Source organism: Megamonas sp. Calf98-2 (assembly GCF_900110235.1).
GTDB lineage: Bacteria > Bacillota > Negativicutes > Selenomonadales > Selenomonadaceae > Megamonas > Megamonas funiformis.
The window spans coordinates 1-26,610 of record NZ_FOCY01000032.1 but is presented as its reverse complement, the minus strand read 5'-3'; the positions used below and the strand labels follow the sequence as shown (position 1 = coordinate 26,610).

Annotated in this window: 29 protein-coding genes and 2 riboswitches; of the genes, 18 read left to right on the top strand and 11 right to left on the bottom strand. The window is 29.1% G+C overall.

Annotated elements, in window-relative coordinates:
* Positions 1-132 precede the first annotated feature (132 nt).
* Together BMX03_RS09345 and BMX03_RS09340 are read right to left on the bottom strand one after the other, a co-directional pair.
* Positions 133-843, bottom strand: a complete 711-nt coding sequence (locus tag BMX03_RS09345) for a thiamine diphosphokinase (protein WP_091695060.1) — start codon at positions 841-843, stop codon at positions 133-135.
* Complete coding sequence (locus BMX03_RS09340; protein ID WP_091695058.1) at positions 836-1,723, bottom strand: AraC family transcriptional regulator; 888 nt, start codon at positions 1,721-1,723, stop codon at positions 836-838. Before BMX03_RS09340 ends, BMX03_RS09345 begins: the two co-directional genes overlap by 8 nt.
* 215 nt (positions 1,724-1,938) lie before the next feature.
* Here BMX03_RS09340 and BMX03_RS09335 point away from each other — a divergent pair, with 215 nt between their 5' ends.
* The 3 genes from BMX03_RS09335 (at position 1,939) to BMX03_RS09325 (ending at position 3,249) form a co-directional block, all read left to right on the top strand.
* Positions 1,939-2,295, top strand: a complete 357-nt coding sequence (locus BMX03_RS09335; RefSeq protein ID WP_091695055.1) for a hypothetical protein — start codon at positions 1,939-1,941, stop codon at positions 2,293-2,295.
* Between the two features lie 122 nt (positions 2,296-2,417).
* The gene (locus BMX03_RS09330) at positions 2,418-2,798 is read left to right on the top strand and encodes a DUF805 domain-containing protein (RefSeq protein ID WP_091695052.1); all 381 of its coding nucleotides are present in this window, start codon (positions 2,418-2,420) and stop codon (positions 2,796-2,798) included.
* Between the two features lie 10 nt (positions 2,799-2,808).
* Complete coding sequence (locus BMX03_RS09325; protein WP_022228196.1) at positions 2,809-3,249, top strand: DUF805 domain-containing protein; 441 nt, start codon at positions 2,809-2,811, stop codon at positions 3,247-3,249.
* A gap of 101 nt (positions 3,250-3,350) precedes the next feature.
* Here the strand turns inward: BMX03_RS09325 and fabV are convergent, their stop codons facing one another.
* The 4 genes from fabV to BMX03_RS09305 form a co-directional block, all read right to left on the bottom strand.
* Positions 3,351-4,523 (bottom strand): enoyl-ACP reductase FabV, encoded by a 1,173-nt coding sequence (fabV, locus tag BMX03_RS09320; protein ID WP_022228197.1) that lies wholly within the window; start codon positions 4,521-4,523, stop codon positions 3,351-3,353.
* Positions 4,524-4,814: 291 nt separating this feature from the next.
* Positions 4,815-5,606: a segregation and condensation protein A gene (locus BMX03_RS09315; protein WP_091695050.1), complete on the bottom strand. Its 792-nt coding sequence runs from the start codon at positions 5,604-5,606 to the stop codon at positions 4,815-4,817.
* An 11-nt stretch (positions 5,607-5,617) separates the two neighbouring features.
* Complete coding sequence (locus tag BMX03_RS09310; protein WP_015562187.1) at positions 5,618-6,244, bottom strand: site-2 protease family protein; 627 nt, start codon at positions 6,242-6,244, stop codon at positions 5,618-5,620.
* A 40-nt stretch (positions 6,245-6,284) separates the two neighbouring features.
* On the bottom strand, positions 6,285-6,830 hold the full coding sequence (locus tag BMX03_RS09305) for an NUDIX domain-containing protein (RefSeq protein ID WP_091695047.1): 546 nt from the start codon (positions 6,828-6,830) through the stop codon (positions 6,285-6,287).
* Positions 6,831-7,115: 285 nt separating this feature from the next.
* Positions 7,116-7,301, top strand: a riboswitch (cobalamin riboswitch).
* 219 nt (positions 7,302-7,520) lie between these two features.
* Between BMX03_RS09305 and nikB the strand changes: the two genes are divergently transcribed.
* From nikB to BMX03_RS09270, 7 genes are all read left to right on the top strand, one after another.
* Positions 7,521-8,459 carry a nickel ABC transporter permease gene (gene nikB / locus BMX03_RS09300; RefSeq protein ID WP_091695044.1) on the top strand — a complete coding sequence of 313 codons (939 nt, stop codon included), beginning with the start codon at positions 7,521-7,523 and terminating at the stop codon, positions 8,457-8,459.
* Positions 8,456-9,274: a nickel transporter permease gene (gene nikC / locus BMX03_RS09295; protein ID WP_022228201.1), complete on the top strand. Its 819-nt coding sequence runs from the start codon at positions 8,456-8,458 to the stop codon at positions 9,272-9,274. The genes nikB and nikC overlap by 4 nt, the downstream gene beginning before the upstream one ends.
* A 46-nt stretch (positions 9,275-9,320) precedes the next feature.
* Positions 9,321-10,889 (top strand): ABC transporter substrate-binding protein, encoded by a 1,569-nt coding sequence (locus tag BMX03_RS09290; RefSeq protein ID WP_177159377.1) that lies wholly within the window; start codon positions 9,321-9,323, stop codon positions 10,887-10,889.
* 13 nt (positions 10,890-10,902) lie between these two features.
* Positions 10,903-11,694 carry an ABC transporter ATP-binding protein gene (locus BMX03_RS09285; RefSeq protein WP_075554515.1) on the top strand — a complete coding sequence of 264 codons (792 nt, stop codon included), beginning with the start codon at positions 10,903-10,905 and terminating at the stop codon, positions 11,692-11,694.
* Positions 11,687-12,631 (top strand): ABC transporter ATP-binding protein, encoded by a 945-nt coding sequence (locus tag BMX03_RS09280; protein ID WP_075554514.1) that lies wholly within the window; start codon positions 11,687-11,689, stop codon positions 12,629-12,631. The genes BMX03_RS09285 and BMX03_RS09280 overlap by 8 nt, the downstream gene beginning before the upstream one ends.
* Before the next feature lie 110 nt (positions 12,632-12,741).
* A complete protein-coding gene (locus tag BMX03_RS09275; RefSeq protein WP_091695039.1) occupies positions 12,742-13,860 on the top strand; it encodes a hypothetical protein in 1,119 nt (372 codons plus the stop codon).
* Between the two features lie 23 nt (positions 13,861-13,883).
* The gene (locus BMX03_RS09270; protein WP_255361470.1) at positions 13,884-15,083 is read left to right on the top strand and encodes an MATE family efflux transporter; all 1,200 of its coding nucleotides are present in this window, start codon (positions 13,884-13,886) and stop codon (positions 15,081-15,083) included.
* A 164-nt stretch (positions 15,084-15,247) separates the two neighbouring features.
* On the opposite strand, the gene BMX03_RS09265 is transcribed toward BMX03_RS09270, so the two are convergent.
* A complete protein-coding gene (locus tag BMX03_RS09265; protein ID WP_091695036.1) occupies positions 15,248-16,039 on the bottom strand; it encodes a Cof-type HAD-IIB family hydrolase in 792 nt (263 codons plus the stop codon).
* Positions 16,040-16,178: 139 nt separating this feature from the next.
* Between BMX03_RS09265 and BMX03_RS09260 the strand changes: the two genes are divergently transcribed.
* From BMX03_RS09260 to BMX03_RS09235, 6 genes are all read left to right on the top strand, one after another.
* Entirely contained in the window at positions 16,179-17,039 is an 861-nt protein-coding gene (locus tag BMX03_RS09260) for a DMT family transporter (RefSeq protein ID WP_255361469.1), read from the top strand.
* Between the two features lie 42 nt (positions 17,040-17,081).
* Positions 17,082-17,185, top strand: a riboswitch (TPP riboswitch).
* Positions 17,186-17,381: 196 nt separating this feature from the next.
* Positions 17,382-17,579 (top strand): sulfur carrier protein ThiS, encoded by a 198-nt coding sequence (thiS, locus tag BMX03_RS09255; protein WP_022228209.1) that lies wholly within the window; start codon positions 17,382-17,384, stop codon positions 17,577-17,579.
* A gap of 2 nt (positions 17,580-17,581) precedes the next feature.
* Positions 17,582-18,220 carry a sulfur carrier protein ThiS adenylyltransferase ThiF gene (gene thiF, locus BMX03_RS09250; RefSeq protein ID WP_091695030.1) on the top strand — a complete coding sequence of 213 codons (639 nt, stop codon included), beginning with the start codon at positions 17,582-17,584 and terminating at the stop codon, positions 18,218-18,220.
* A gap of 15 nt (positions 18,221-18,235) precedes the next feature.
* Entirely contained in the window at positions 18,236-18,994 is a 759-nt protein-coding gene (locus BMX03_RS09245) for a thiazole synthase (RefSeq protein ID WP_015562200.1), read from the top strand.
* A 38-nt stretch (positions 18,995-19,032) separates the two neighbouring features.
* Positions 19,033-20,250 carry a 2-iminoacetate synthase ThiH gene (thiH, locus tag BMX03_RS09240; protein ID WP_091695027.1) on the top strand — a complete coding sequence of 406 codons (1,218 nt, stop codon included), beginning with the start codon at positions 19,033-19,035 and terminating at the stop codon, positions 20,248-20,250.
* Positions 20,251-20,352: 102 nt separating this feature from the next.
* Complete coding sequence (locus tag BMX03_RS09235; RefSeq protein ID WP_075554511.1) at positions 20,353-21,000, top strand: transposase; 648 nt, start codon at positions 20,353-20,355, stop codon at positions 20,998-21,000.
* A gap of 46 nt (positions 21,001-21,046) precedes the next feature.
* Here the strand turns inward: BMX03_RS09235 and BMX03_RS09230 are convergent, their stop codons facing one another.
* Both BMX03_RS09230 and BMX03_RS09225 read right to left on the bottom strand, forming a co-directional pair.
* On the bottom strand, positions 21,047-21,283 hold the full coding sequence (locus BMX03_RS09230) for a DUF1653 domain-containing protein (RefSeq protein WP_015562207.1): 237 nt from the start codon (positions 21,281-21,283) through the stop codon (positions 21,047-21,049).
* A gap of 30 nt (positions 21,284-21,313) precedes the next feature.
* Complete coding sequence (locus BMX03_RS09225; RefSeq protein ID WP_008537881.1) at positions 21,314-21,934, bottom strand: N-acetylmuramoyl-L-alanine amidase; 621 nt, start codon at positions 21,932-21,934, stop codon at positions 21,314-21,316.
* Between the two features lie 315 nt (positions 21,935-22,249).
* Between BMX03_RS09225 and BMX03_RS09220 the strand changes: the two genes are divergently transcribed.
* Positions 22,250-24,256, top strand: a complete 2,007-nt coding sequence (locus BMX03_RS09220) for a phospholipase D-like domain-containing protein (protein WP_091695024.1) — start codon at positions 22,250-22,252, stop codon at positions 24,254-24,256.
* Between the two features lie 28 nt (positions 24,257-24,284).
* Here the strand turns inward: BMX03_RS09220 and BMX03_RS09215 are convergent, their stop codons facing one another.
* Positions 24,285-25,328, bottom strand: a complete 1,044-nt coding sequence (locus BMX03_RS09215) for a tyrosine-type recombinase/integrase (RefSeq protein WP_234970648.1) — start codon at positions 25,326-25,328, stop codon at positions 24,285-24,287.
* Positions 25,329-25,976: 648 nt separating this feature from the next.
* Between BMX03_RS09215 and BMX03_RS09210 the strand changes: the two genes are divergently transcribed.
* A complete protein-coding gene (locus tag BMX03_RS09210; RefSeq protein WP_075554508.1) occupies positions 25,977-26,243 on the top strand; it encodes a TIGR04076 family protein in 267 nt (88 codons plus the stop codon).
* A gap of 34 nt (positions 26,244-26,277) precedes the next feature.
* On the opposite strand, the gene BMX03_RS09205 is transcribed toward BMX03_RS09210, so the two are convergent.
* Positions 26,278-26,610 (bottom strand): IS30 family transposase (locus BMX03_RS09205; RefSeq protein ID WP_143052086.1); only part of this gene is annotated, 333 nt, incomplete at its 5' end.

Genomic DNA, 26,610 nt, shown 5'->3' with positions numbered 1-26,610 from the left:
CATCAACCTTCTTTGGAGAGATATAGTAAGACCTGCTATTTTAGTAGGCAAGTATCGTTTGTATCCAAGAATCCCCTGCCTTTAGGCATGGGGAGTATGTCAAAGATTATAACGCTTTTTTATTATTAAATATTATTCAAAGTATAGATATACACCTAATATACCTTGTTTTTGGGATATCCAGATGGTATTCTCTTTATTATTTACTTCATTGCTTACAGCATAGGGTAAATTATTATTGAGCATAACTTGGTCAAGTGGCCAATATACACCATTGATGCTAACACCACTACAAGTACCACCTAAAGGAAGTAGTGAGATTGCTTTTGGTGTTTGTTTGAGATTTAAGGTTAGATGTTCTTCATTATGTAAAAAGAATAAAGCTTCTTTTTCATCAGCAATACAACCACAAAAATTTTTGTTTAACATGCCATTAAAACTAAATATAGTGCTAAAAGCATGGTCAAAACGTCCGCCCCATGCACCTGTTAAAATAACAGTTGAAGCTGGATATTTATCATCAATTATTTGAAGTGCTAATTGTGTATCAGTAACATCTTTTTTTGTAGGAACTTTTGTTATAGTAACATCATTATCTACAGCCCACTGCCACGCTTCAGAAGTAGCACTATCACCATCACCAATTAATTGAAGTGGCTTGATATCAGCTTCTTTACATATATCTATACCATGGTCGGCACAAAAAATATTTTTATTTTCACAGATGGATTTTAACCACTGTACATCAGGTGGATTACCTCCACTTATTAGCACTGTTTGATTTTTAGGTAATTCATAACTAAATTTTGCTATTAGTTGAGGAAGTTCTAAGATATTATTCATATTGTTTAGCCTCTTTATATATATCAGTTTTTTCATTAAGAGCTTTTTTGAATTCTCTTGGTGTTTGTTTAAAAATTTGTTTAAAGGTTCTTGAAAAAGTAGAATAGTCTTTAAAACCACAATCAAAGCATATTTGAGTTAAAGCTATTCCAGATTTAATCTTTTCTTTAGCCACTATTAATCGTTTATTTAATATATATTGATGAATACTGTAGCCCGTTTTTAATTTAAATTTTCGCATTAGGTAGTATTTACTTACAAAAAAATGATTAGCTAGATAATCAATATTTAATTCTGTAAATAAATGTTCATTTATATAATCAATAACAGAATTAATAGTTTTATCATAGGAAACTTTATGGTGAATAGTCAAATTTTTATTATCATTGATAATGGCTCTATTTATTAAAATCATAAACTCTAAAAATTTTAGATTACTGTATAATTCATGTGCAAAACCCTTATCATTAAAGGAGTTTTCTAAAATTTGGATTTGTTTCAAGATATCATTTTCATTGATATTGTCTAAATTCATAACATATGAATTATGTTCTTGAGCATAATTAAAACAAAAGTCTAATTTATCTGTAGTATCTATTTTATTTTTTAGATAATTAGGGTCAATATAAAGGACAATACGTTCATATGTTGCTGTATCGCTAATAGTAGGATAATGAATACAATTATGAGGTACAAAAACAATATCATAGGGAAATAATTGATAAGTTTGTCCTTCAATATTATATTTAACTTTACCACTTAAGAATAAAATTATTTTATCAAATTCGTGATAATGTGCTTTGATTTCTATTTTTTGGACATCTTTGAGATGAAATAATTTAAAATAAGATGTTAAATAGCCTTTTTTTTGATATTCCATAGCTATCCCTCTTTTCATAAATTATACTATACTTTATCTTACGCTTTTTGGCAAAAAATTTTTTATCAACGAGAAAATTTTAGAGCATTTTTTGCAATGTTTTTTGCATTTATCATATAGTATTTGTTATATCTATAATATATAATATAGTCAATTTGAAAATATGAAACAAAGATATTGATTATAGATAATTACTGTTTAAGGAGTTGGGCATAATGTCATTAGTAATGAAAAAATATAGATATAACCATAAAGATTATTTAGTATATGAAAGAAATCTTTTAGCTAGAGAATTTGATGCAAATGAATGGCAAACAATTTGCAATAATGATTTAGGTGTTGGAGCTGATTTCATTATTGAAATTATTAATACACAGATTTTTGCTTATGATATGTATGGTCAGAAAATAGATTTAAATCAAGATTTACAATTGGTTATAGATTATCATGAAGGCATTTTAAAAGATAATAATATTTTAGCTCAATTTACTCGTAATATTGAAGTTCGTTTTACTAATTATTATATTAATAAATTGGCTAATTTAGTTACTAAAAAAGCTTATAGTGCATGAAAAAATAGATAAAATATACAAGCATAGTGTTATACTATGCTTTTTTTATTGCAAAAACTATTAAATAATGAATTTTTATTTTATAATATAAGTAAAATAAAATTCAAGGAGATAAAAATAAAATGAAAAATTCATCTCTAGAAGAACGATTTTTATCTACAAAAGGTCGCATAAATCGTAAAATATTTATCTTATATGCAGTATGTTTTATCTTATTTTGTCTATTTTTGATAATACCAACGTTTTTAGTGATTATCAGTACGACAGATGGAACAGTAGTTGATATTAGCATAAGTATAGTATCTACATTGATTGAATTAGCATTATTACCTAGTTTATTTTTAGGAATTAAACGTTTGCATGATTTAGATAAATCGGCTGTATGGATAATTTTATGTGTAATTCCATTGATAAATATGCTATTTTTGGCTTATTTATGTTTAATAAAAGGGACTGATGGTGATAATAAATATGGAAAAGACCCTTTAAGTTTGGATTTATAAGGAGTTTTTTATGAATTTAGAAGAAAAATATTTTTCTACAGAAGGTAGATTAAATCGAAAGCCATTTATTCATTATATAATCTTTTTGATTGTTATATCATTAGCTTTTATAGGGATTATTACTTTATTAGGTTTAGCTAGTGCATTATCTATTGCTATTTTAGGCGAAAATGTAAATGATTTAAATGTTTTATCACAAATAGAAGTAATTCCTATTTTGCTTATTTTAGTAGCTTCTTTAATTTTAATAATATTATTTTTACCACTTAATTTTTTGATGATACGACGTTTGCACGATTTGAATTTCAGCGGTTGGTGGATAATATTTCCTATTGTTTTTCCTTTTGGTTATTTCATTTTTATTTTGTATTTGATTTTGGCTAAAGGAACAAATGGTCCAAATAAATATGGTGAAAATCCTTTAGAATTAACTAAAAGCAGTAATGTTTAAATACATTACTGCTTTTATCATTAGTAGAAACTTTTTATCAAAAAAATAGAGTAGAGAAGACTCTCTACTCTAAAAAATATATAAATTTGTTTGAGTTTGCATTATTCAACTAAATCAAGATTTACTTCTGGATTTACATCAGCATCATAATCTACATTATCAAAACCAAAGCCAAAGAGATTATAGAAGTCATTCCAATAACCATCTACATCAGCATATTGAGTTAAGTTTTCAGTAGTTACTTTATCCCAGTATTCAAAAATAGTATTTTGAACATCGTCTCTCATTTCTAAATCATCAATGCGAATACGGTGTTCATCATCTACTTTTGGTTGTGGTTGAGAGAGGTATTCATGCCATAAACGATACATTTGTTCGATAGTACCTTCATGAACATTTTTATCTTTCATTACACGATACATAACCGCCACATATAAAGGAACAATAGGAATAGCAGAACTAGACTGTGTAACTAAAGCTTTATTTACAGAGATAATAGCATTAAAGCCTTCTTGACGTAAAGTTTCAGCTGTTTTATAAAGATGTTGTTTAGCAGCACCGATAGTACCTTCATAATATATTGGGTATGTAATCTTAGAACCAATATAAGAATATGCTACAGTGCAAGCATTTTCAGTTAAAACATCAGCAGCTTTTAAAGCATGCATCCAATCTGCCCAATCTTCGCCACCCATAACTTTAATAGTAGCTTCTACTTCTTCAGGAGTAGCAGGAGGTAAAGTAGCTTCAGTTAATTCATTTGTTTTTAAATTTAAAGTTTTAGCAGTAAAAGGTTTATCAACAGTTTTTAATACAGAAGAATACATAGTTCCATCAGCTGTTGTACGACGAGGAGCAGCTAAGGAATAAACAACCATATCAATTTTGCCTAAATCTTTTTTTATAAGTTCAATAGTTTTTTCTTTAATAGCTTGAGAAAAAGCATCACCATTTATTGTTTTAGCATAATAGCCATCATTTTTTGCAAATTCTTCAAAAGCAGCTGTATTATACCAACCAGCAGTTGCAGTTCTTTTACCATGTGCTGATTTATCAAAAATAACTCCAATTGTAGAAGCACCGCTCGCGTATGTTGCACAGATACGAGATGCTAAGCCATAACCTGTAGAAGCACCTAATACTAATACGCGTTTACCAAGTTCAACCTTTGGCTGACTTTTTACATATTCGATTTGACGGCGTACATTTTCCTTACAGCCTTCAGGGTGAGAAGTTAAACAGATAAAATCTTTTACTCTTGGCTTGATAATCATAAAATATTCTCCTTTACTTAGTTATCGCTAAGTTTTATATTATATTATTTTAATTAATATATAGGATTATTAATGTAAATAATATTAATATAAATATATATATTATTTACATTATACAACTTAGACTCAATAATAACAAATGATATTTAGATTAAAAATAAATTAAGCAATAATATTTTATTATAATTAATAAATAAAATATTATTCTCGAGGGGAGAAATAAAAAAAAATAGACGCTTACAAGCGTCTATTTTCATGAATTTTTATCAAAAAATCATCTATTAACAATCTTTAATTATTTTCAGTATTATCAACAATGATATCGTTATCAGAAGATTCGACTTCATCATTGATTTTTAAATAAATAGGTGAAAATATACTTGTCTGATATACTGTTATTCTTTTTATTTTAATCAATTCTAACATAGCTAAAAAAGTAGTGATTAATTCAGGTTTAGAAATCTTATGCTCACTATATTGAAATACAATGTTAAAACAAATATTTCCGCCATGTTGTTTAAGCAAAGCCAATAAAGAGATGATTTTATCTTCAATAGTATATTTTTCTCGAGCAACATTAGCTACAAGAGGTTCGTTTTCAATTTGGCTTTCTAGCACATTTTGAAATGCTTGCCACAAAAGTTTTACATCAAGCCCTTTAGGTGGCAAATGTTTTGTCGGTAGATTAGAAGCTTCACGAAAAAATCTTTTGCCAGCTTCATCTGCCATTTCACCTAAAATACTGCTGACTTCTTTATAACGACGATATTCTAATAATCGTTCGACTAATTCTTTTCGTGGGTCAACCTCATCAGTATCATCTTCATTTACTTCTTCTACCTTAGTATCAGGTAATAAAATTTTGGATTTGATTTGTAATAATGTAGCTGCCATGACTAAAAACTCGCTAGCTACTTCAATATTAAACTCTTTAAATTTAGCAAGATAATCCATATATTGTTCCGTCAATAGAGCAATAGGAATATCATAAATATCAATACGATTTTTTTCAATTAAATGCAATAATAAATCTAATGGCCCTTCAAAGGATTCTAAATGTACCTTATATTGTTCTTGTTGCATAAAAAAACTCATTAAATAATAATAGAGATAATAAGATTTAAAATGCTTATAATAAAGTTACTGATAGGGTGAATGATAAAACCCAATATTCCAGTAAAAACAAGAGCGATTAGAATAAAAAAGCTATAACGATTAATTACAGAAGATTGATATTTATAAGCTAATCTACCTGGTAACAGAGAAGATAAGATTTTAGAACCATCAAGTGGTGGAATAGGTACTAAATTAAAAATAGCGAAATTTACATTATAAATAATGATTAATTGTAATACCATAATAAGCCAATGAGGTGCAAAACTATATTTAAAACAAAGAGCAAAAAATATTGAAGCTACAAAAGCTGTAATTAAATTAGCTAATGGTCCTGCTAAGGAAACTTGCATTTCACCTTTACGCCAATCATCAAAATTATTTAAATTAATTGGTACAGGCTTTGCCCAACCTATTTGAGCAAAAAATAACATAATCAATCCAATAGGGTCAATATGAGCTACAGGATTTAAAGTTAATCTGCCATTCATACGAGGAGTGAAATCTCCTAAATTATCAGCAACCTTAGCATGGGCATATTCATGAACAGTCAATGCAATCAACAAACCTGGGATTGCATATATCATATCTGGACCAAAACCAAACATTAAATACCTCCTAAATTTTTAAATAACAAATATAAATAAATTATTGTTTACACAATTTTTCTGCTATTAAAATAGCAACAACAGATTTAGCATCAAAGATTTCACCTTTATTAACTAAATCGACAGCTTCGCTTAGTGGCATTTCTACTAGATTTATAAATTCATCATCATCAGTATGTTGTTTACCTTTTACTAAATCTTGTGCTAAATAAATATAAATCCATTCATTAGAGAAACCAACAGTAGTAGCTAATTTATGAATTTGTGTGTATTTATTAGCAGTATAACCTGTTTCTTCAGATAATTCACGTTTAGCACAAATTAATGGATCTTCGTCCACACTATCTAATTTGCCGGCAGGAATTTCTAAAGTTACTTTGCCAATAGGATAACGATATTGGCGCACTAAAATAATATTACCATTTGGCAATACAGGAATAACAGCAGAAGCACCTTGATGTTTTATCCATTCACGAACAGCTTTATTACCATTTGGTAATTTTACATAATCACGCTTTACATGAAGTAATACCCCATCAAAAATATCTTCGGAAGAAATTTTTTCTTCAATTAAATCTTCATACATGAAAATCCCTCTCTTTATATTATAATATTGATAACAATTATAAATTTTATATTCATAATTATATCATCTATAAAAACAATAAGCTATGAGAAAAATAATATACAAAAGTCTATTGTAAAAAGAATTTTTATGGCTGTGATTTTTGAAAATTTTTATCAATCCGCCAATAGGTTAACAACTTTACAAAATCAATATATCTTATATAAAGTTTTTAGTAATAGTAAAATTAATGAAATTTATTATAAGATAATTGACAAAGACTATCACTAATGATAACATAAGTAATAAAATATAGATAGAATAGGTGTCTATATAGACTTAATAGGGAATTCGGTATAAGCCGGAGCGGTCCCGCCACTGTAAAGACGAGCAATTCCACAATTATGTCACTGAGAAAAAATTATTTTCTTGGGAAGGCGTGAATAGCTATGACTCTGAGCCAGGAGAACTGCCTATTTAATAATCACCGTTATTACCTGCGAGCGATGGGAAGGCGATTTATACAGATATAAATATTGTATAATACTGCCTAATTCTATAAGAATTAGGCTTTTTTTCTCATATTTATAATTGTATGTTTCTCTTAAAAGTCTGCTAGCAAAGGCAGACTTTTTTTGTTTGCCTTAACGGAAGAAAGGAGAGGAGCTTTTTAATCTATAATAATGAAAAAAATAAGGAGGTTGTTTTAATTTGAAACGATTAATAAATCGTTTAATTCAATTAGTAATTACATTAATTGGTGTTAGTTTTTTAACATTTTGTTTAACTTATTTATCACCTGGTGATCCAGCAGCCATGGTTTTAGAGGCTTCAGATACTATTGTTTCTCAAGAAATAATAGAGCAAACTCGTGAAGAAATGGGACTTAATGATCCATTTCTTGTACAATATGGCAATTGGCTTTTAGGTGTAGCACAAGGCGATATGGGAATTTCTTATTCAGCAAAAAAACCTGTAATAGATAAGTTAATGGAAGGTTTTGCAGGGACTGTTTTATTAGCTTTGACTACAATTATTTTAATTATAATTATTTCCATTCCTTTGGGAATTTTTTCCGCTACACATCGCAATAGAATTCCTGACTTTTTAGTGAGAATCTTTTCTTTTATTGGTGTATCTATGCCAAGTTTTTGGGTAGGATTGATTTTATTATATATTTTTGGCTTAAAATTGGGATTATTTCCTATAGCTACTGCTAGTGTAACACCAAGTGGATTAGTGTTACCAGCACTTACTTTAGCTATCTATCAATCGGCAAAATATACTAGGCAAGTGCGTACTGTGATTTTAGATGAATTACATCAAGATTATGTAATTGGTGCTAGAGCTAGAGGATTGTCTGAAAAAGCTATTTTATGGAAACATATTTTACCTAACGCCATTTTACCTTTAATAACTTTACTAGGTATGTCCATCGGTTGGTTATTAGGTGGCGTTGCTGTTATTGAAACAGTTTTTGCTTGGCCAGGTATGGGGAGAATGGCAGTGTATGCTATTACTATGCGTGATTATCCATTAATCGAAGGATTTGTTTTATGGATTTCTATTGTGTATACAGTAATTAATTTTTTAGTAGATTTATCGTATACATATCTTGATCCTAGGCTGAAAAAAGGAGATTCAAGATGATTAAATTTATAAAGAATAATAAATTATTTTCTGTATATACATTTTTGGTTTTTTTAGTAATTCTAATTGCTATATTAGCACCTATTATTGCTACACATGACCCTTATGAATCGAATATGACCAATGTATTGCAGATGCCAAGCGGTGAACATATTTTAGGTACTGATAAATTAGGCAGAGATACCTTTTCCAGGATAATTTATGGTACACAAACTTCATTATTTATGACTATTTGTTTAGTTATATTAACGTCGACTATTGGTTCTTTAGTTGGTATTTTATCAGGTTATTTTGGTGGTAAAGTAGAAATTGTATTGATGCGTTTAGCAGATATTATGTTGTCTTTCCCAGGTGTAATTTTAGCAATTGCTATTGCTGGTATTTTAGGTGGAAGTATTATAAATACAATTTTTGCTTTAGTAATAGTAAGTTGGGCAAAATATGCTCGTCTAGTTCGTAGTTTAGTCATAAAATTACGTAATAATGATTTTATCATAGCTGCTAAAGTAAATGGTACAACAACTATTAATATTTTATGGCGCCACATATTACCAAATATATTGCCAATGATTGTAATAACAGGTGCAATGGATATTGGAACTATGATGATGGAAATAGCGGGTCTATCTTTTTTAGGTTTTGGTGCTCAACCACCTACACCAGAATGGGGATTAATGCTCAATGAAGGTCGTCAATATATTCAAACTGCTCCATGGCTGATGATTTATCCAGGGTTAGCTATTTTTATAGTAGTAGCTATATTTAATCTTTGGGGAGATAGTTTACGTGATATTTTAGACCCTAGACAGGATTGATAGATTTTATTGATAAGAAAAGAGGTTGAATATGAAAAGTTTTAGAATGAAAAAATTATGGAAGGCTATTAGTTTAAGTCTATGTGGTATATTGACCGCAGGTATAATAGCTGGTTGTGGCTCTGAAAATACAGTAGATAAAACTACTTTAAAATTTGGAGTTACAAATTTTGCAGATACTTTAGAGCCAACACAAAATTATTTTGGCTGGGTTGTGATGCGTTATGCTATTGGTGAATGTTTGGCAAAATTTGATGAAAAAATGAATGTTCAGCCATGGCTTGCGGAAAGTTGGTCTATTAGTGATGACCATTTAACATGGACTTTTAAAATCCGTGATAATGTAAAATTTTCTAATGGCAATCCAGTAACAGCTGAAGCTGTAAAAAAATCTATTGAACGTGCTTTTGCTAAAAATACTCGAGCAAAAACTTTCTTTGAATACACAGAAATGAAGGCTGATGGTCAAAATTTAATAATCACAACAAGCAAACCTCAACCTAATATGCCTGGATTTTTGGCTGACCCATTATTTATTATTGTAGATGTTACAGCAGAGGAGCAAGGCAGAGATTTTGCCAAAGAAGGTCCAATTTGTACTGGTCCATATAAAGTAGAGTCTTTTGTAAAAGAAAAGGCTGTAATGGTGAGAAATGAATATTATTGGGATGGTGAAGTTCCATTCGAGCGTGTGGAAATACCATCTATTGATGACCCTAATACTCGTGCTATGGCACTTCAATCTGGTGAAGTTAATTTTGCTGTAAATATTGCAGCTGGAGATATAGATTTATTTAGAAATAATGATAAATTCTATATCGATGAAATTTCTTCATTACGTACAGTACTTGCCCGTATCAATCAAAAAGGTATTTTAGGTGACCCAAAAGTTCGTGCTGCCTTTATTTCTGCTTGTGATCGAGAAAATTATAATAATGTATTATTGAAAGGTACATTTATTCCAGGTAAAGCACCAATACCGCCATCTATGGATTATGGCTTTGATGAGTTGACAGATCCAAATGCATATAATCCAGAAAGAGCTAAACAATTACTAGCTGAAGCTGGTTGGAAAGACACTGATGGAGATGGTATCTTAGATAAAGATGGTAAACCACTAAGTGTTGATTTTGTAATATATAATAGCCGTGCGGAGCTTCCTTTATACGCTGAAGCTGTACAAGCTGATGTAAAAAAAGTTGGTATCAATGTAAATATAAAAAATGTAGACTATAATCTTATTGATAAAATGGGTATTGATGGTGATTATGATTTACTTATTTCTAATATTACAACTGCTAATACTGGAGACCCTGAAATTTATTTAAGTTGGTATTGGAAAACTAATGTAAATGGAGATAATCCACAAAATGGTTCTGGATATAGTAATCCTAAATATGATAATATTTTAAATCAATTATCTGTGGAATTTGACAAAGAAAAACGCCGTCAATTAATTATTGAAGCGCAACAAATTTTGTTAGATGATGGTGCTGCATTGTTCTTAGGTTATCCACAAACAAATATTGTTAGCACCAAAGGCTTAGATGGTGTAGTAATGTATCCATCGGATTATTATTGGCTTACTAATAAAATAAAACCAGCTAAAGCATAAAAGGGGTAAATTAATGTTACTTGATGTATCTAATTTAACTATTCAATATAGCAAAAATATAGAAGCTACAGTTAAAGATATTAATTTTTCTTTGGATAGAGGAGAAATTTTGACCATAGTTGGAGAGTCTGGTAGTGGAAAAACCACAGTGATTAGAGCTATATTAGGTAGTTTACCTAATAGTGGAAAGATTACTAATGGAAAAATTTTCTTTGAAAATCATGATTTATTAAAATACAGTGTACGAGACTGGTTAGCCATTCGAGGAAAAAATATTTCTATGATTTTCCAAGATAGTGGTAATATGCTAAATCCTATTCAAACTATTGGTAAACAATTTATAGAATATCTACAAGTTCATGATAATGTTACAGATGAAGAAGCATATTCTTTTGCTGTAGAAATGCTTACTCGTATGAATTTACCTAATCCTGAAAATATCATGAAATCATATCCATTTGAATTATCTGGTGGTATGCGTCAGCGTGTTGGTATTGCTATGGCTATTATTTTTAGACCAGAGTTATTGCTTGCTGATGAACCTACTTCAGCTTTAGATGTTACCACTCAAGCACAAATAGTCAAAGAATTAATGGAGATTCCTCGCACTTGTGGTACAGCAATGATTGTAGTAACTCATAATATCGGTGTGGCGGCTTATATGTCAGATAAAATTATGGTAATGAAACAAGGCAAAGTTGTAGAATATGGTAAAGCCGAAGATATAATTAATTCACCACAGGCAGAATATACTAAAACTTTACTTGCTTCAGTTCCACAAATAGGAGGACAGCGCTATGTCTGAGTTAATTATGCAGGTAAAAAATATAACTAAAAAATTTCCAGCTAGTAATAATAGATTTTTAACAGCTTGTGATGATGTTAGTCTTAATATTAATGCTGGAGAAACAGTAGGCATTGTTGGCGAATCTGGTTGTGGTAAATCTACACTGGTAAAAACTATTATGAATATGCATGTACCAACTTCTGGTGAAGTTATTTTTCAAGATCAAGATATTACTAAATTAACAGGAGAAAAACGTCGTCAAAATTGTCGTCATATTCAAATGGTTTTTCAAGACCCTACAGCAGCGTTTAATCCTAAAATGAAAATCGGCGATATTATTTGTGAACCGCTATTAAATTTTAATTTAATAAAAAAATCACAAATGAAAGAAAAAGCTCAAGAATTATTGCGATTAGTAGAGTTGCCAGATGATTTTGTATATAAATATCCGAATAATATGAGTGGCGGTCAACGTCAACGTGTAGCTATTGCCAGAGCTTTAGCCCTAGAGCCTGAAATCATTGTCTGTGATGAAGCAACATCTGCTCTTGATGTATCTGTTCAGGCTAAAATTATTGAACTACTAGTAAAATTACAACGAGAAAAAAATATCACCTATATTTTTATTTGTCATGATTTAGCTTTAGTTAGTTTATTTAGTCATCGTATAGCCGTGATGTATCTAGGCAATATAGTTGAAAAAATTGATGGTGATAAATTGATCGAAGCAAAGCATCCATATACTAAAGCTTTATTAAAAGCAGTTTTTTCTCTAGATAATGAGCAAAATAAAAATATAGAAACTCTTTCTGGTGATATCCCAAGTCCTTTAGATTTGCCAAAAGGTTGTCCATTTCAAAATCGCTGTAAATACTGCAAAGATATTTGTAAACAGGAAAAGCCAAAATTAAAAGAGATATCAGTTAATCATCATGTTGCTTGCCACCTAGTTTAATTTTCTAGGATAACATATCCCTCCTAAAACACCTATAAGAAAAATATTTTTTATAGGTGTTTTTTCTTAAAAATTTATTGATTATAATTATTAAGGAGTTTTCAACAATTATGCGAAAAAAGTTATTAACTAAATTATTAATGGCTACTATTTTATCTACAACAATATCTACAGGAGTTGCTTTTGCAGAAACACACACAGAAGATATTGATAAAACAAATAATAAAATTGTAGAAGAGCAACAACAAACTACTATTAATAAAGAAAAACAAGATATACTCACTATTAAAGGGTTAAGTCGTTATGATATCCGCCATGATAATCGACCAGGTAAAAAAGGTGAAACGCGTAAATCTTTATGGCGTACACGTTTAGAACCAACTATAAATATTGATAATGGCTGGAAAATAAAAAATCGTATAGACTATGAACAAAATTATAAAGCTAAGGGAGCTGATAAATCCCATTTTTATAATCGTATGCTTTATCTACAAGGACCAGCGTTTGGCGGAACAATTTCTTTAGGTAAAGTAGATTATGCCGATTTTGCTAATATGGATATTGCCTATGGTATGATTTTTGATGATTATATTAAAGGTATAAAATACGCTTATACAGATAAAGATACTAAAAATATTTATACAGCAATGATAGGTAATTTTGATTCACCATATAACGACAATGTTAATGGGAAAATGCATTATAATGGTAAACAAGCTTATCCAGAAAATGATGCTATGCATTATGTAGGATTACAAGCAGAAATGCCTATCTCAAATAAATTAATGACAGGACTTGCTTATCATAATATAAGAAGTGGAGAACTTGAAGATACTCAGCAAATTCTTGAAGTTGCAGGAGAATATAAATTGGATAATAATTTTAAATTAGGTGGTGTATATGCTTTATCTAATTTAGATGCTAATAAATATGACTTGGGCAATAGTGCTCAAGAACAAGCTTATATTTTTCAATTAAATTATAAAGGTGCAAAACGTACTATACCAAATACGTATGGATTATGGGTTGCATATAAAAATATTGGAGAACTAGCTACATTTTTACCAACATATACTAATAGCTTCACAGGCGAACAAGGTTATGAATTAGGGGCTAGATATATATTTGCTAAAAATTTAATGGGTGAAGTTTCATATTTTAATGGTAATGATATTGAAAATGATAAAACAAAAACACGTTGGTTTGGTCGTTTAGAATATCGTTTTTAAATAAAATATAATTAGGAGATTTTATGTTATCACAATTAACTTATAAAGAATATCTAAAAGTAACTATTCCCTTTATGTTATCCACAGCTACACAGCCACTACTAGGAGCTGTAAATACTGCTGTTATGGGACATATGTCAGAAGCTTTTTATATAGCTGCTGTTTCTTTGGGAGTAATTTTATTTAACAATATATATTGGTTATTCGGATTTTTGAGAGTATCTACTACAAGTTTTTCCGCTCAAGCTTTAGGCAGTGAATCTGCCAAAGATAAATTTTTAGCTTTAGCTAGACCACTACTTATAGCTATAGTAATAAGTTTAATATTTTTAATCATTTATCCGTGGATTTTCAAATATTATGTGTTGCTAATGAAGCCTGAAAGCCAAATTGTTGAATTGATGAAAAATTATTGTGATATCATTATATGGGGAGCTCCGTTTGTTTTAATCAATTATGTAACGTTAGGCTGGCTCATGGGGCAGATGATAATTCGCTATACTATGTTTATGCAAATATCTATGAATGTGTTGAATATCATTTTATCTATCGTATTTGTATTTATCATGGATATGAATATTCAAGGTGTAGCCTATGCTTCTTTGATTGCTCAAATATATGGTTGTATTGTAGGGTTTATCGCTATTTATAAGCGAGGGAACTTAATCATTTGCAGTGAATACATTCAAAGTTTAAAAACTTTACAGCCTTTTTTAGCCATGATGAAGGTAAATGTGGATTTAATGTTTCGCATTGTTTGTTTATTGACGATAAATAATTTATTTGCCATAGCTGGGGCAAGCATGGGAACTGTTACACTAGCTAGTAATGCTATTATCTTAGAAATTATTTTTATTGTGGTCTACTTTATTGATGGTATGGCAAATGGTGTGAGTGTATTTTCAGGAAAAGCAAAGGGATATAAGGATATAAATTTATTAAATTCAGTATTAAAGATAAGCTTAAGATGCTTAGCTGTATTTATAATTTTTATTTCAGTGATTATGTATATCACTAAATCGTATTTTATAAATATGATGACTGATTTGGCAATTGTGGCTAATTATGCTAACGATTATAGTATCTATCTGATTTTGCATCCAATATGTGCCTGTGTGGGACTGCTTTTATATGGTATGTATACAGGTATTGGCAATACAGCTTCTATCAGAAATATGATGTTTGTCGCTGTGATATTTTTCTATATCTGCCAAAAATATTGATGTCTTATCTAGGTAATGATGGTATATGGCTGACATATAATTTAACGTATTTATTAGAGTCAATCATTCTCATTTTGTATTTACCGTCGTTAAAGAAATATTTTAATTAAAGAAAACCTACTATAGATTACTTTTAAATAAGTTAATTTATAGTAGGTTTATTTTTATAATACGTTATATTGTTTTAAAGCATAAGCTATGCCATCATTATCTACATCTAAAGTGATGAAATCTGCTATCTGTTTTAAATTATCATTAGCATTTCCCATAGCTATACCATATTTTACAGCTTCAAGCATTTCCACATCGTTTCCGCCATCACCAAAAGCCATAGCTTCATTAATATCTATGCCGTAGTAAGCTAAAACTTTTTTGATACCTGTGCCTTTACCGCCATCTTTAGGAATAATATCTGTAAAATATGGGCACCAACGAACAGCTTTGCAATTTGGCAAATATGGTAAGACTTCTTGTTCTTCATCTTCATTTAAGAAAATATTCAATTGATATGTTTTATGATTGCATACACGACTTACGTCATCAAATGCTCTATCAGGTGCAGTATCTCCTAAAGTTTCTTTTAATTTTGCTAAGCGGTCATTATAGAGATTAAAATAAAAATAATCTATTTCCATAAAACCACAAGCGATATCTTTATCTTTGATGTAATTTGTAAATTGGATTAAATCTTCACGATTTAAATATTCTTCGTGTAAGATTTTCCCTATACTATCATAACAATATTGACCATTAAAAGTAATATAACCAGTGAATAAATCGCCAAATTCATCAATTAAAAATTTCAAGTCATATGGCGGACGACCAGTTGCGATAAATAATTTTATTCCTTTTGCTTTTAAAGTATGTAAAGCTTGTATCGTAGATTCAGGAATTTTATGTGTTTTAAAACTAACTAAGGTACCATCAATGTCAAAGAAAATAGCTTTTATCATCATATCACCGTACTTTCATTAAAATCATAAAATATAAATCAATTATAACAAATTTTAAGCTAGTACGTATATTGTTTTTATGCTATATTATAAACAATAATTATTGACTAGATAAATATAGAAAGAGATGTGAATGATTTTCATGAATGCAACTTTAAAAAATATTACAGCTATGCTTATTTTTGGTAGTATTGGGTTATTTGTGCGCAATATCGAACTTGCAAGTTCGCAAATAGCTCTAGTGCGTGGTTTTGTAGGTGCTTTTATTTTATTTATCGCTATGGTATTTTTGCACAAAAAAATAAATCGAAATGCTTTGATAAAAAATTTACGTTATTTATTAATAGCTGGCGTAGCTATAGGTTTTAACTGGATTTTTTTATTTCAAGCATATAATTATACAACGATAGCTACAGCGACACTTACATATTATTTAGCACCTACTTTTGTAGTATTGTTATCTCCATTTATACTGAAAGAAAGTTTATCTTTATTTAAAATCATCTGTGTAATTTTATCTTTATTAGGTATGGCATTAGTCGCTGGTATATTCAATGATAATCAATCTGGTGTGAATGATTTTATCGGTGTATTGTATGGAATATCTGCTGCATTATTTTATGCGATTGTAGTCTTAGCAAATAAATTTTTCAAAGATATTTCTGCCATTGATAGCAGTATTGCTCAATTATTATTAGCTTCAATAATTTTATTGCCTTATGTAATCTATCAGGGAAATTCATGGAGCATGAGTGGTTTTTCATTATTATCTTTGGCTATATTAGGTATTATACATACAGGTATAGCATATTTATTATATTTTTCTTCACTACAAGAATTACCAGCACAAAAAGTTGCTATTTTTAGTTATTTAGACCCAGTAACTGCGATTATTTTATCCACAGTTCTTTTAGTTGAGCCTATGAGTATTTCTCAATGGATTGGGGCGATTTTGATATTAGGTTCTTTACTTGTCAGTGAGTTGTTCAAGAAAAATAATTAAACTTATTGACAAATGATAATTTATAAATTATATTGTATATATAAATTAATAACAGGGAGCTAGTAAACTGGCTGAGAGGAAGTTGTGAACTTCGACCTATAACCTGATTTGGATAATGCCAACGTAGGATAATAATTATGATGTATTTGCAATTAGAAGAGATGGCATTTTGTCATCTCTTTTTTATTTTAGCACATCTATATATTAATTTTTAAAATCACATAGAGTTGACCATGTGATTGAACAGGAGTTCATGAAGGGGTGCACCACCGCGGGTGTATCTTTTTGTGGACTCCTTTTTTAATAAAATTTTTAAAAGATAAAAAATAAGGAGGTCTTATTTTGATAATAGTTAATGGACAAAATCAAGAAATATCTTTGCCTATGGATTTAGTTACTTATTTGCAAGAAAATAATTATCCTTTAGATAAGATAGCTATAGAGTTAAATGGTCAAATAATCCCTAAAGCAAAATATGCGCAAACTATTTTAAATCCTAATGATAAATTAGAAATCGTAACTTTTGTTGGTGGTGGCTGATAATGGCAGATATTTTGGCAAAAGAATTAATTTATCAAACTTTAAATGACCGCCATGGCATAGTCAATCAAGAAAAATTGAACAACGCTAAAGTGGCTATAGCCGGTCTTGGTGGTTTAGGCTCTAATATCGCTGTGGCACTAGCTAGAATAGGTGTAAGTCATTTACATTTAATTGATTTTGACAAAGTAGATATCAGCAATCTCAATAGACAACATTATTTCATCTCACATCTAAATAAATATAAAACACAAGCTTTAGCCGAGCAGTTACAAATGATAAATCCTTATTTAAATATCGTTACTGATTGTATAAAGGTAACAGAAGATAATATTTTTTCATTATTTAAAGATGAAGATATCATCTGTGAAGCTTTTGACGTTCCTGAAAATAAGGCGATGTTAGTAAATAAGGTATTAGAACTTTTCCCTGAAAAATATATTATCTCAGGAAGTGGTATGGCGGGTTTTGGTCATAGCAACGAAATTCATACTCGTAAGGTGATGGGCAAATTTTATATCTGTGGTGATGAAAAAACTGCATTATCCAATGAAAATAGTTTAATGGCTCCTAGAGTAGCTATTTGTGCTGGTCATCAAGCAAATTTAATCACTCAATTGATTTTAGAAAATAATTTATAAAGAAGGTATCATATTATGTGGCAATTAGGAAAACATCAATTCAATTCAAGATTTATTTTAGGTTCTGGTAAATATTCTTTAGAATTAATCCAAGCAGCAATTAATGAAGCAAAAGCTGAAATTGTAACTTTAGCACTTCGCCGTGTAAATAATGGCGGTATGGCTAATATTTTAGATTACATTCCTAAAGATATAGCATTACTTCCTAATACTTCTGGAGCTAGAAATGCTGATGAAGCAATTCGCATAGCTCGTTTATCTAAAGAACTTTGTGGCAGTGACTTAGTAAAAATTGAAATTATGCGTGATAGTAAATATCTTTTACCTGATAATTATGAAACTATCAAAGCTACTGAAGTTTTAGCTAAAGAAGGCTTTACTGTTATGCCTTATATGTATCCAGATTTAAATGTAGCTAGAGATTTAGTAAATGCTGGTGCTAGTTGTGTAATGCCTCTTGGTGCTCCCATCGGCTCTAATAAAGGTTTATGTACAAAAGAATTTATTCAAATTCTCATAGATGAAATCGACTTACCAATTATCGTAGATGCTGGTATTGGTAGACCTTCTCAAGCTTGTGAAGCTATGGAAATGGGTGCCACTGCTATTATGGCTAATACTGCTATAGCAACAGCAGGTGATGTCGTTCGCATGGCAAAAGCTTTTAATTATGCTATTGAAGCAGGACGCCTCGCTTATGAAGCAAAATTAGGTCGTATAAAAGCACAAGGAGCAAGTGCATCTTCTCCATTGACAGGATTTTTACAAGATTAATTATTAATTTAATCAGTAATAATTGTGAGGTAAGATGAATGAATAAAGATAATCATATTAATGAAAGTATTATTAATGATGAAGTAAGAGCTGAATTAAAAAAAGAACGTATTGACCATATGGCATATTTACCAGATATGGAAGTTATACCTAGTGATATTTTAGATAAGGTTATAGCTGATATAGATAGTTATGATTATGATAAATATACAGCCCAAGATGTACAAACTGCACTTAGTCATGACCACATTACACCAGAAGATTTTAGAGCTTTATTATCTCCAGCAGCACTTCCATTTCTTGAACAGATAGCACAAAAAGCTCAAAAAACTACTAAGAGATTTTTTGGTAATTCTATCTATATGTTCACACCAATATATATTGCCAATTACTGCGAAAATTATTGTATCTATTGTGGTTTTAATTGCCATAATAAAATCAAACGTGCTAAATTGAATTATGATGAAATCGATAAAGAAATGCAGGAAATTGCTAAATCTGGATTGCAGGAAATATTGATTTTAACAGGTGAAAGTCGCAAACAATCCAGTATAGAATATATAGGTGAAGCTTGTAAAATAGCTAAAAAATATTTCCGTGTTATTGGACTTGAAATTTATCCATTGAATACAGATGAATATGCTTATCTACAAAAATGTGGTGCGGATTATGTAACTGTATTCCAAGAAACATATAATAGTGATAAATATGAAACACTTCATTTAGCTGGACATAAACGTATTTTCCCTTATCGTTTCTATGCCCAAGAAAGAGCAATTCGTGGCGGTATGAGAGGTGTTGGTTTTGCTGCACTTTTAGGCTTAGATGATTTTAGAAAAGACGCTTTGGCTACAGGTATGCATGCATATTATTTACAACAAAAATATCCACATGCAGAGATTGCATTTTCTTGCCCTCGCCTTCGTCCAATTATCAATAATGATAAAATCAATCCTAAAGATGTACATGAAGCACAGCTTTTACAAGTTGTATGTGCTTATCGTTTATTTATGCCATCTGCTAGTATCACTATATCTACTAGAGAATGTGCTAGAGTTCGTGATAATCTCGTAAATATCGCTACTACAAAAATTTCCGCTGGTGTAAGTACCGCCATCGGTGAACATAGCCAAGAAAGCGAAGATAAAGGCGATGCTCAATTTGAAATTGCCGACACTCGTTCTGTAGACGAAGTATATCATGATTTAATTCATAACGGCTTACAGCCAGTTATGGCAGATTATTTATACGTATAGAATATTTTATGAATTAGACACTAGACAAAACTATATTTCTAAAGTACACTTTAATCAAAGTAAATATTTCTCTTTAAGAAAATTTAGGAGGATTTGATTCGTATGCTAATATTAAAAAAGCTATCTTTGCTAGTACTTTTAATATGTTGTTTATGTTTAGTGCCAACTCCTGCTAAAGCAGCGCCTACAGATACTAGTAATTTGGCAATCAGTACGATTACTGGCTTTTTAAATCCCGAAAATGCTGCTATAAGGGATGATTTACTAGAATTATTGAAGGATTCACAGCATAGACAAGAGTTGATTGATTATATTGAAGCTACTAGACCTGTAATTGAAAAATATAAAGACTATTTTGATACAGCTTCTAATGTAGCTATATGGTCAGAAGAAAATATACCTATTATCGGTCATTTAATAGGTAATGTAGCTATCAGTGTTACTAATTATTTTTATCAACAGGAATTGCAAGAATTAGCGACTACAGAGGTAGCACAAAAATTTGCGGAGCTTCGTCAATCAGGTATAAATATCGAGATAGATATTTTTCAGAGGGCATTATCTAATTATGTATTAAATGATGGTATAGATTTATCTTTGATTATGAATTTACAAGAAATTATCAATGAAAGATTAGAAGTTCATAATTTTTTAAAGTCTATAATTGAAAGTTCAGACTTAGAATATAATATCATTGATGATGGTAATATCATTCCTAAATTAGATACTAGAATTAATTTCAATAAATAAAAAAATCCTATCTTTAAGTGATTTCTTAGAGATAGGATTTTTTTTGTTAAATTAATTTTTCAAAACGATATTTTTGGGAAACATCAGGGTATTTTTGGCGGTCAACTTCACTCATAAACATATCTAAAGGTCTAATATAGTCTTTAAAATCACCATATAAAGCTTTATAAACTACGAATTGTTTATGAGTTTCTGTATGTGTAGCTACAGTAATAATCAAATATTTTTTATCTTCACCTTTGAAGTGAACCCATATTTCCCCTGATTTAGGTAAAGCTCTCATTATATTGTGTTCTCCTTTAAATTTTAATTATCAAATGAAATTACTAGCCATATGGCGGAGATGATATAAATCTGCATATAGATTTTCACCAGGACAAGCAGTGGCATTAAAATCACGATGACCGAATACTGTATTTTCATTTGGACTTAAACTATACATTTGACATAATAAACCAATCAATTTACTTGCAGAAGCAATTTGCATATCTGTAGGCATTTCATCATTAAAATTACCAGATAAACAAATACCAATACTACTATTATTATGTTGATAAGTATGTGCGCCAATATCTTCTAATGGTCTGCCTGTTTCAATTAAACCACTTTTACGAATAAACATATGATAACCTATACCAGACCAACCATTTTGCAGATGAATGCGATGGATATCTGCAGCTGTGATATCATCATTTCCGCCAATAGCAGAATGATGAACTATGATTTGTGAAGTTCTAGGTCTAGTAGATAAAGAAGTAAAATTGAAATAATTTTCAACAATTGGTAAATCAGAAGCATATAATGTATAATCAGCTGCTTTAGCTACATTATTATTAATATTTGCTATAGAATTTAAAAAAGTGGAAATATTTGCTCCTGCAAGTAATGCTCCACCTAATTTTAATCCTTTAATTATAAAATCACGTCTATTCATATAATTTGTCCTTCCCTAATTAGTGTATCTATAGTATAGCATCTTGAGTTAACTATAAGTCTAGTAGAAAATTTCTCCAATATAATATATTAATTGTATTGAAATGTATTTTCAAGTGCTTTAGAGAATATTTCTCAATTAATTGCAAAAAATAAAACTAAAAAGTATCTTATTTACTACACTTTGAAATTTGTAGTTGCTTATGATACAATAAAAATTAGTTTTTATAAAGCCTTGAAATATAAGGATTTATTTCTAATTTGGACTTATTTATAATGGATTATTTTATGTTAAATTTTTAGGAGGAATTTTTTAATGGCACACCGTAAGACTAAACAACATACTGTAAATGTTGTAAAAGCTCAATTTTGTGCACCAGAAAACATATCATATTTGGATTTATTTGAGGGATTTAATGAATTATATACTATAAATATAGCTACTAATATAGATTTTTTAGCTAATCTTTTAGAATTATTCACCAAAGTAGAGATTGTTTTTGGCAATCTTGCACTTGTACCATCTACTTTAGAAAATATATTCGCTATGCAAAGAAATACTTTGCAGGAATTATATAAAACAGAACATTATACTAATTTTAAAGAAAAATATACTCAAGGTAATTTAAATATATATTTGGCAGATGCGCCATTATATCCTGAAAAATTATTTTGCTTAAAAAATACGCAGACAGGAGCAACTAGAGTAATTTTAGGCAGTAATAATCTTGACCAATTACCAGCTAATAGTGACCGCAATCAAGCGTTAGTTTATTTTGATGATGAAAATGCTTTCAATTATTATATGAACATATATAATGATTTCAAACAAAATAATAGCGAAATAGTAAATGAAAATGCATGGGAAATAACATATGAAGATACTCAAATGCTCGAAAATTTACCTATTTTGCATAAAGCTAAACAAGATAGCGAACATATCTATCCAGCAGTTAGCAAGACAACTATTGTAAAAACAGCAGAATATATCTCAGATATCGAGCGTTTAGCGAAGGATTTTGTAGATATTCCTAAGGCAGACCGCAAAGGACAGGCTAAAATCACAAACGATAAGATAGATACTATTAAGCGCAAAACATTAGAAAATATTCAAGTTCGCCGTGCTAAATTTGAAAAATTTATGCCACAATTAGTTATTGAACCAGAACGCAATCGTGCTTTTTATAATGAACGTGAATTTAATTTCCGTCCTTATCGTGGTGATGTAAAACGTGATGCTGAAACTTATTTACAATATATGGAAGGATTTAATACTGCAGTACCAGCTAAAAATATTGAACCTTTAAAATTTGAGTATTTTAAATTGATGTCATGGTGCTTTTTATCTCCATTTTTAGCACGTGTGCGTACTACAATTAGAGAAGCTACTGTAACTGATGAAGTATTTACATATCCGATAGTAGCTTTATTATGTGGTCAGTCAAATGCAGGAAAAACAATCTATGCTTCTTTATTAATGAAAATGATGACTGATTCTGCTTTGTATAAGGCTTTTGGTCAAAATAACTTCACGAAAACACGCATTGATTCACTTCTTTGTGATATTAAAGGTTTACCTATATTAATCGATGATATCACTCAAACTCAATTTACTAATAATAGTGGAAATATCATCAAACAAGAAGAACGTATCATTCGTGAAACTAAACCAGAAAATTTAAATTATTATTCAGCTATTTTGCTTACAGCTAATAAAGATTTAAATAGTTTAAAAAATGAGCTTACTAAACGTATGGTCGTTTTCCATGTAAACGCTAGCTGGAACAACGAATTTACACGTCAGCAAAAAAGTCCATGCTCTGAATTAATTCAAAAAATGAGAAACAATTTTTATAGTGCATATCTGGCAAAAATCATTCCTCATATTAATTTGTATTTAAGTCAAATTAATGATTTAGGCTCTAGTAGCATAGATTTATATAATATAAGCTCTGAAGTAATAATATCTATCTTTAAAGAATGTGGTTTAGATATTCCAAGCTATATGAAACCTCTTACTATGAAAGATTATTTTGATAGTAGGGCTGTAAATGAAATCATGATTAAATTCTTCCAAAGACAGTATCGCTTAAATCGTGATTTCTTTGAAGTTAATAAGAAAAATAATCAATTAATCTTTGAAGATAAAAGTTTATCTTCTGTAGGTAAGATGACTCCTATGCGCATTGCTGAATCACTTCCACCTGAATTAGAAGCAGATGTAGTCGGCGATAAAGTGATTATGCGATTGGATAGTGCAACTAAATTCTTTAGCACAGAATTCAAAGAACAAGGTCTTTTAAATAAGTTGTTTGGTAGATAAATTAATAATAAATAAAAAAAGCACACATTTATTTGTGTGCCTTTTTTTTATCTTCAGTAGTTATGTTTTCATTTAAATTAATGCCAGTAGTATAACGCTTATCCATTTTATTATAGATGTGAGCATATTTACTAGTTATATTGACATTGCTATGACGTAAAACTTGTTTTACTATTTGTAAATCTTTTGTATCTTTATAAAGTAGAGTGCCACATGTATGGCGGAGCATATGACAACTTATACCTTCTTTTTTTAATCCTGCTTTAGTCAGCCATTTATCTACATTATAACGAATACCTCGTCTATCCATTCTTTTTCCTTTTACTTGATTGGTCAAAGTTGTAAATACTGGCTCTCCAAATTCATCAATAAAGGTAAAATCAAATGGTCGTATTTTTAAATATTCTTGTAATAAAATTAAAACATCATCACGAGGATAAATAAAATCATTATGCCCTTTACCATGAATATATATTGTCTTCATCTCCCAATTTATATCATTAACAGACATGCGATGAACTTCCACTGTTCTTAATCCTTCTAATGCCATAAGCATAATGATGATTTTATCTCTCAAATATTCAATATGTTTTTCATCGTAATCAGGTATAATATTTAATAAATCTCGTAATTGTTCTAATGTAAGAAATTTCATAGGAGAGATTTCACTTGCTTCATGTATTTTTACACCTACATCTTTAGCAGGGCTATTTTCTATCAAATTTAATTTTACAGCAATATTATAGAATTGTTTTATCGCATTTAGCTTTACCTTAATACTACCTTTTTTCATATTCATTTTTATTAAAAAATCTCGATAATACATAAATTGATATTCTGTTATCTTTAATGGATGCACTTTATTTGTTAAACACCATTTTATATAACTATCAATAGCAGAACAATAACTTCTTAAAGTGTCTTCTGATGGTTCACCTTGAGAAAGATATCGTTTCAATAAAGTTTTATAATTCAATAATAAAGTATTTTCATTTATCTCTTCTTGTCGTAAATAATCTTTTACTAAAAAATCATTATCATCTATTTTTATTAAATTTGCCAAAAATCTCACTCCTATTTTAAAATAAAACAAAATTATCTATTATATATTAATTTACCTATTTGATATAAATAATAATGAATATTGATTTAAAATTATTTTTATTACATATAAATTATTATTTTTATATAACTATCTATTTTATATTAATAATTTATTAATTTTAAGTATTTATAAAAAATATTTATTATAATTATGGCTATTTTAAGCGTTTTATTTTTCGTTTTAATATAAATATATGTAAAAGAAAATAAAACCTCTTAAAATCGATTTTAAATAAAATTCTTATATATGATAAATTTATTTTTTTCAAAAATAAGTTTTTCCTTTAAATCAACTTCCTATTTTTTATGAAATAGGAAGTTAATTTAATTATATCATCAATTTATATAATTAGTAAATAATAACAAATAAAATCTGCCAATAATATATTTAATTTTCTGTATATTTTACTTTTAGTTTATTAATAATAGTTATTTAATTAATATACTTATCTAAAATATAAAAATAATGTTTAGATAATAGTTATTAAAATTTAATTATTATTAATTTTAATACATATAATAAATTTATGTTTTATATAGTATATATCTATGCAAAAATAGAGGTAATATTTTATATAATAAACAAATATGATAAAATATTTACGAGGTGATTATTATGGCAAAACGTCCTAAAATAAAAATAACATTAATCGACAGAAAAGGACCTTGTGGTTGTCATCGCGGTCATAAGATAGGTGATAGTTTTGATTTTGATACACAACGCGGCGAATTATGTCCTATGGCGATGCATGTAGCATTTCCTTATATTGATATCTTAAGATATGGTGGTTCTATACCTAATCAACCAGAAGGCACAGCTGTATTTTGTTGCCCAGACGTAGATACCATAAACGTCTTTAAAATAGAGAAGGAAGATATTTAATTTATATATTTTATTTTTATTAAATGATGAATTGTCAATCCAAGTGCGACACTTCTTTTAAAAATAAATTAAATGGATTATCCCAATTTAAACATTTTCTTGGTCTACTATTTAATAGTATTAATTTTTCTATTAAATCATCATTAGATATTTGTCCTAAATCTGTTTTCTTTGGATAATATTCTCTTAATAACCCATTTGAATTTTCGTTACTACCTCTTTGCCATGCTGCATAAGCATCTGCAAAATATACTTTTATATTTAATTTTTCTACTTCTTTGTAACATGCAAATTCTTTTCCTCTATCTGTTGTAAATGTTTTTAATGCCTTTTTTGGTAGTACTTTCACTAACTTTTTTATTGCTTT

Coding starts and splice junctions, on each gene's coding strand:
- BMX03_RS09345 (WP_091695060.1), bottom strand. CDS start 843: ATGAATAATATCTTAGAACTTCCTCAACTAATAGCAAAATTTAGTTAT.
- BMX03_RS09340 (WP_091695058.1), bottom strand. CDS start 1,723: ATGGAATATCAAAAAAAAGGCTATTTAACATCTTATTTTAAATTATTT.
- BMX03_RS09335 (WP_091695055.1), top strand. CDS start 1,939: ATGTCATTAGTAATGAAAAAATATAGATATAACCATAAAGATTATTTA.
- BMX03_RS09330 (WP_091695052.1), top strand. CDS start 2,418: ATGAAAAATTCATCTCTAGAAGAACGATTTTTATCTACAAAAGGTCGC.
- BMX03_RS09325 (WP_022228196.1), top strand. CDS start 2,809: ATGAATTTAGAAGAAAAATATTTTTCTACAGAAGGTAGATTAAATCGA.
- fabV (WP_022228197.1), bottom strand. CDS start 4,523: ATGATTATCAAGCCAAGAGTAAAAGATTTTATCTGTTTAACTTCTCAC.
- BMX03_RS09315 (WP_091695050.1), bottom strand. CDS start 5,606: ATGCAACAAGAACAATATAAGGTACATTTAGAATCCTTTGAAGGGCCA.
- BMX03_RS09310 (WP_015562187.1), bottom strand. CDS start 6,244: ATGTTTGGTTTTGGTCCAGATATGATATATGCAATCCCAGGTTTGTTG.
- BMX03_RS09305 (WP_091695047.1), bottom strand. CDS start 6,830: ATGTATGAAGATTTAATTGAAGAAAAAATTTCTTCCGAAGATATTTTT.
- nikC (WP_022228201.1), top strand. CDS start 8,456: ATGATTAAATTTATAAAGAATAATAAATTATTTTCTGTATATACATTT.
- BMX03_RS09290 (WP_177159377.1), top strand. CDS start 9,321: ATGAAAAAATTATGGAAGGCTATTAGTTTAAGTCTATGTGGTATATTG.
- BMX03_RS09285 (WP_075554515.1), top strand. CDS start 10,903: ATGTTACTTGATGTATCTAATTTAACTATTCAATATAGCAAAAATATA.
- BMX03_RS09280 (WP_075554514.1), top strand. CDS start 11,687: ATGTCTGAGTTAATTATGCAGGTAAAAAATATAACTAAAAAATTTCCA.
- BMX03_RS09275 (WP_091695039.1), top strand. CDS start 12,742: ATGCGAAAAAAGTTATTAACTAAATTATTAATGGCTACTATTTTATCT.
- BMX03_RS09270 (WP_255361470.1), top strand. CDS start 13,884: ATGTTATCACAATTAACTTATAAAGAATATCTAAAAGTAACTATTCCC.
- BMX03_RS09265 (WP_091695036.1), bottom strand. CDS start 16,039: ATGATGATAAAAGCTATTTTCTTTGACATTGATGGTACCTTAGTTAGT.
- BMX03_RS09260 (WP_255361469.1), top strand. CDS start 16,179: ATGAATGCAACTTTAAAAAATATTACAGCTATGCTTATTTTTGGTAGT.
- thiF (WP_091695030.1), top strand. CDS start 17,582: ATGGCAGATATTTTGGCAAAAGAATTAATTTATCAAACTTTAAATGAC.
- BMX03_RS09245 (WP_015562200.1), top strand. CDS start 18,236: ATGTGGCAATTAGGAAAACATCAATTCAATTCAAGATTTATTTTAGGT.
- thiH (WP_091695027.1), top strand. CDS start 19,033: ATGAATAAAGATAATCATATTAATGAAAGTATTATTAATGATGAAGTA.
- BMX03_RS09235 (WP_075554511.1), top strand. CDS start 20,353: ATGCTAATATTAAAAAAGCTATCTTTGCTAGTACTTTTAATATGTTGT.
- BMX03_RS09230 (WP_015562207.1), bottom strand. CDS start 21,283: ATGAGAGCTTTACCTAAATCAGGGGAAATATGGGTTCACTTCAAAGGT.
- BMX03_RS09225 (WP_008537881.1), bottom strand. CDS start 21,934: ATGAATAGACGTGATTTTATAATTAAAGGATTAAAATTAGGTGGAGCA.
- BMX03_RS09220 (WP_091695024.1), top strand. CDS start 22,250: ATGGCACACCGTAAGACTAAACAACATACTGTAAATGTTGTAAAAGCT.
- BMX03_RS09210 (WP_075554508.1), top strand. CDS start 25,977: ATGGCAAAACGTCCTAAAATAAAAATAACATTAATCGACAGAAAAGGA.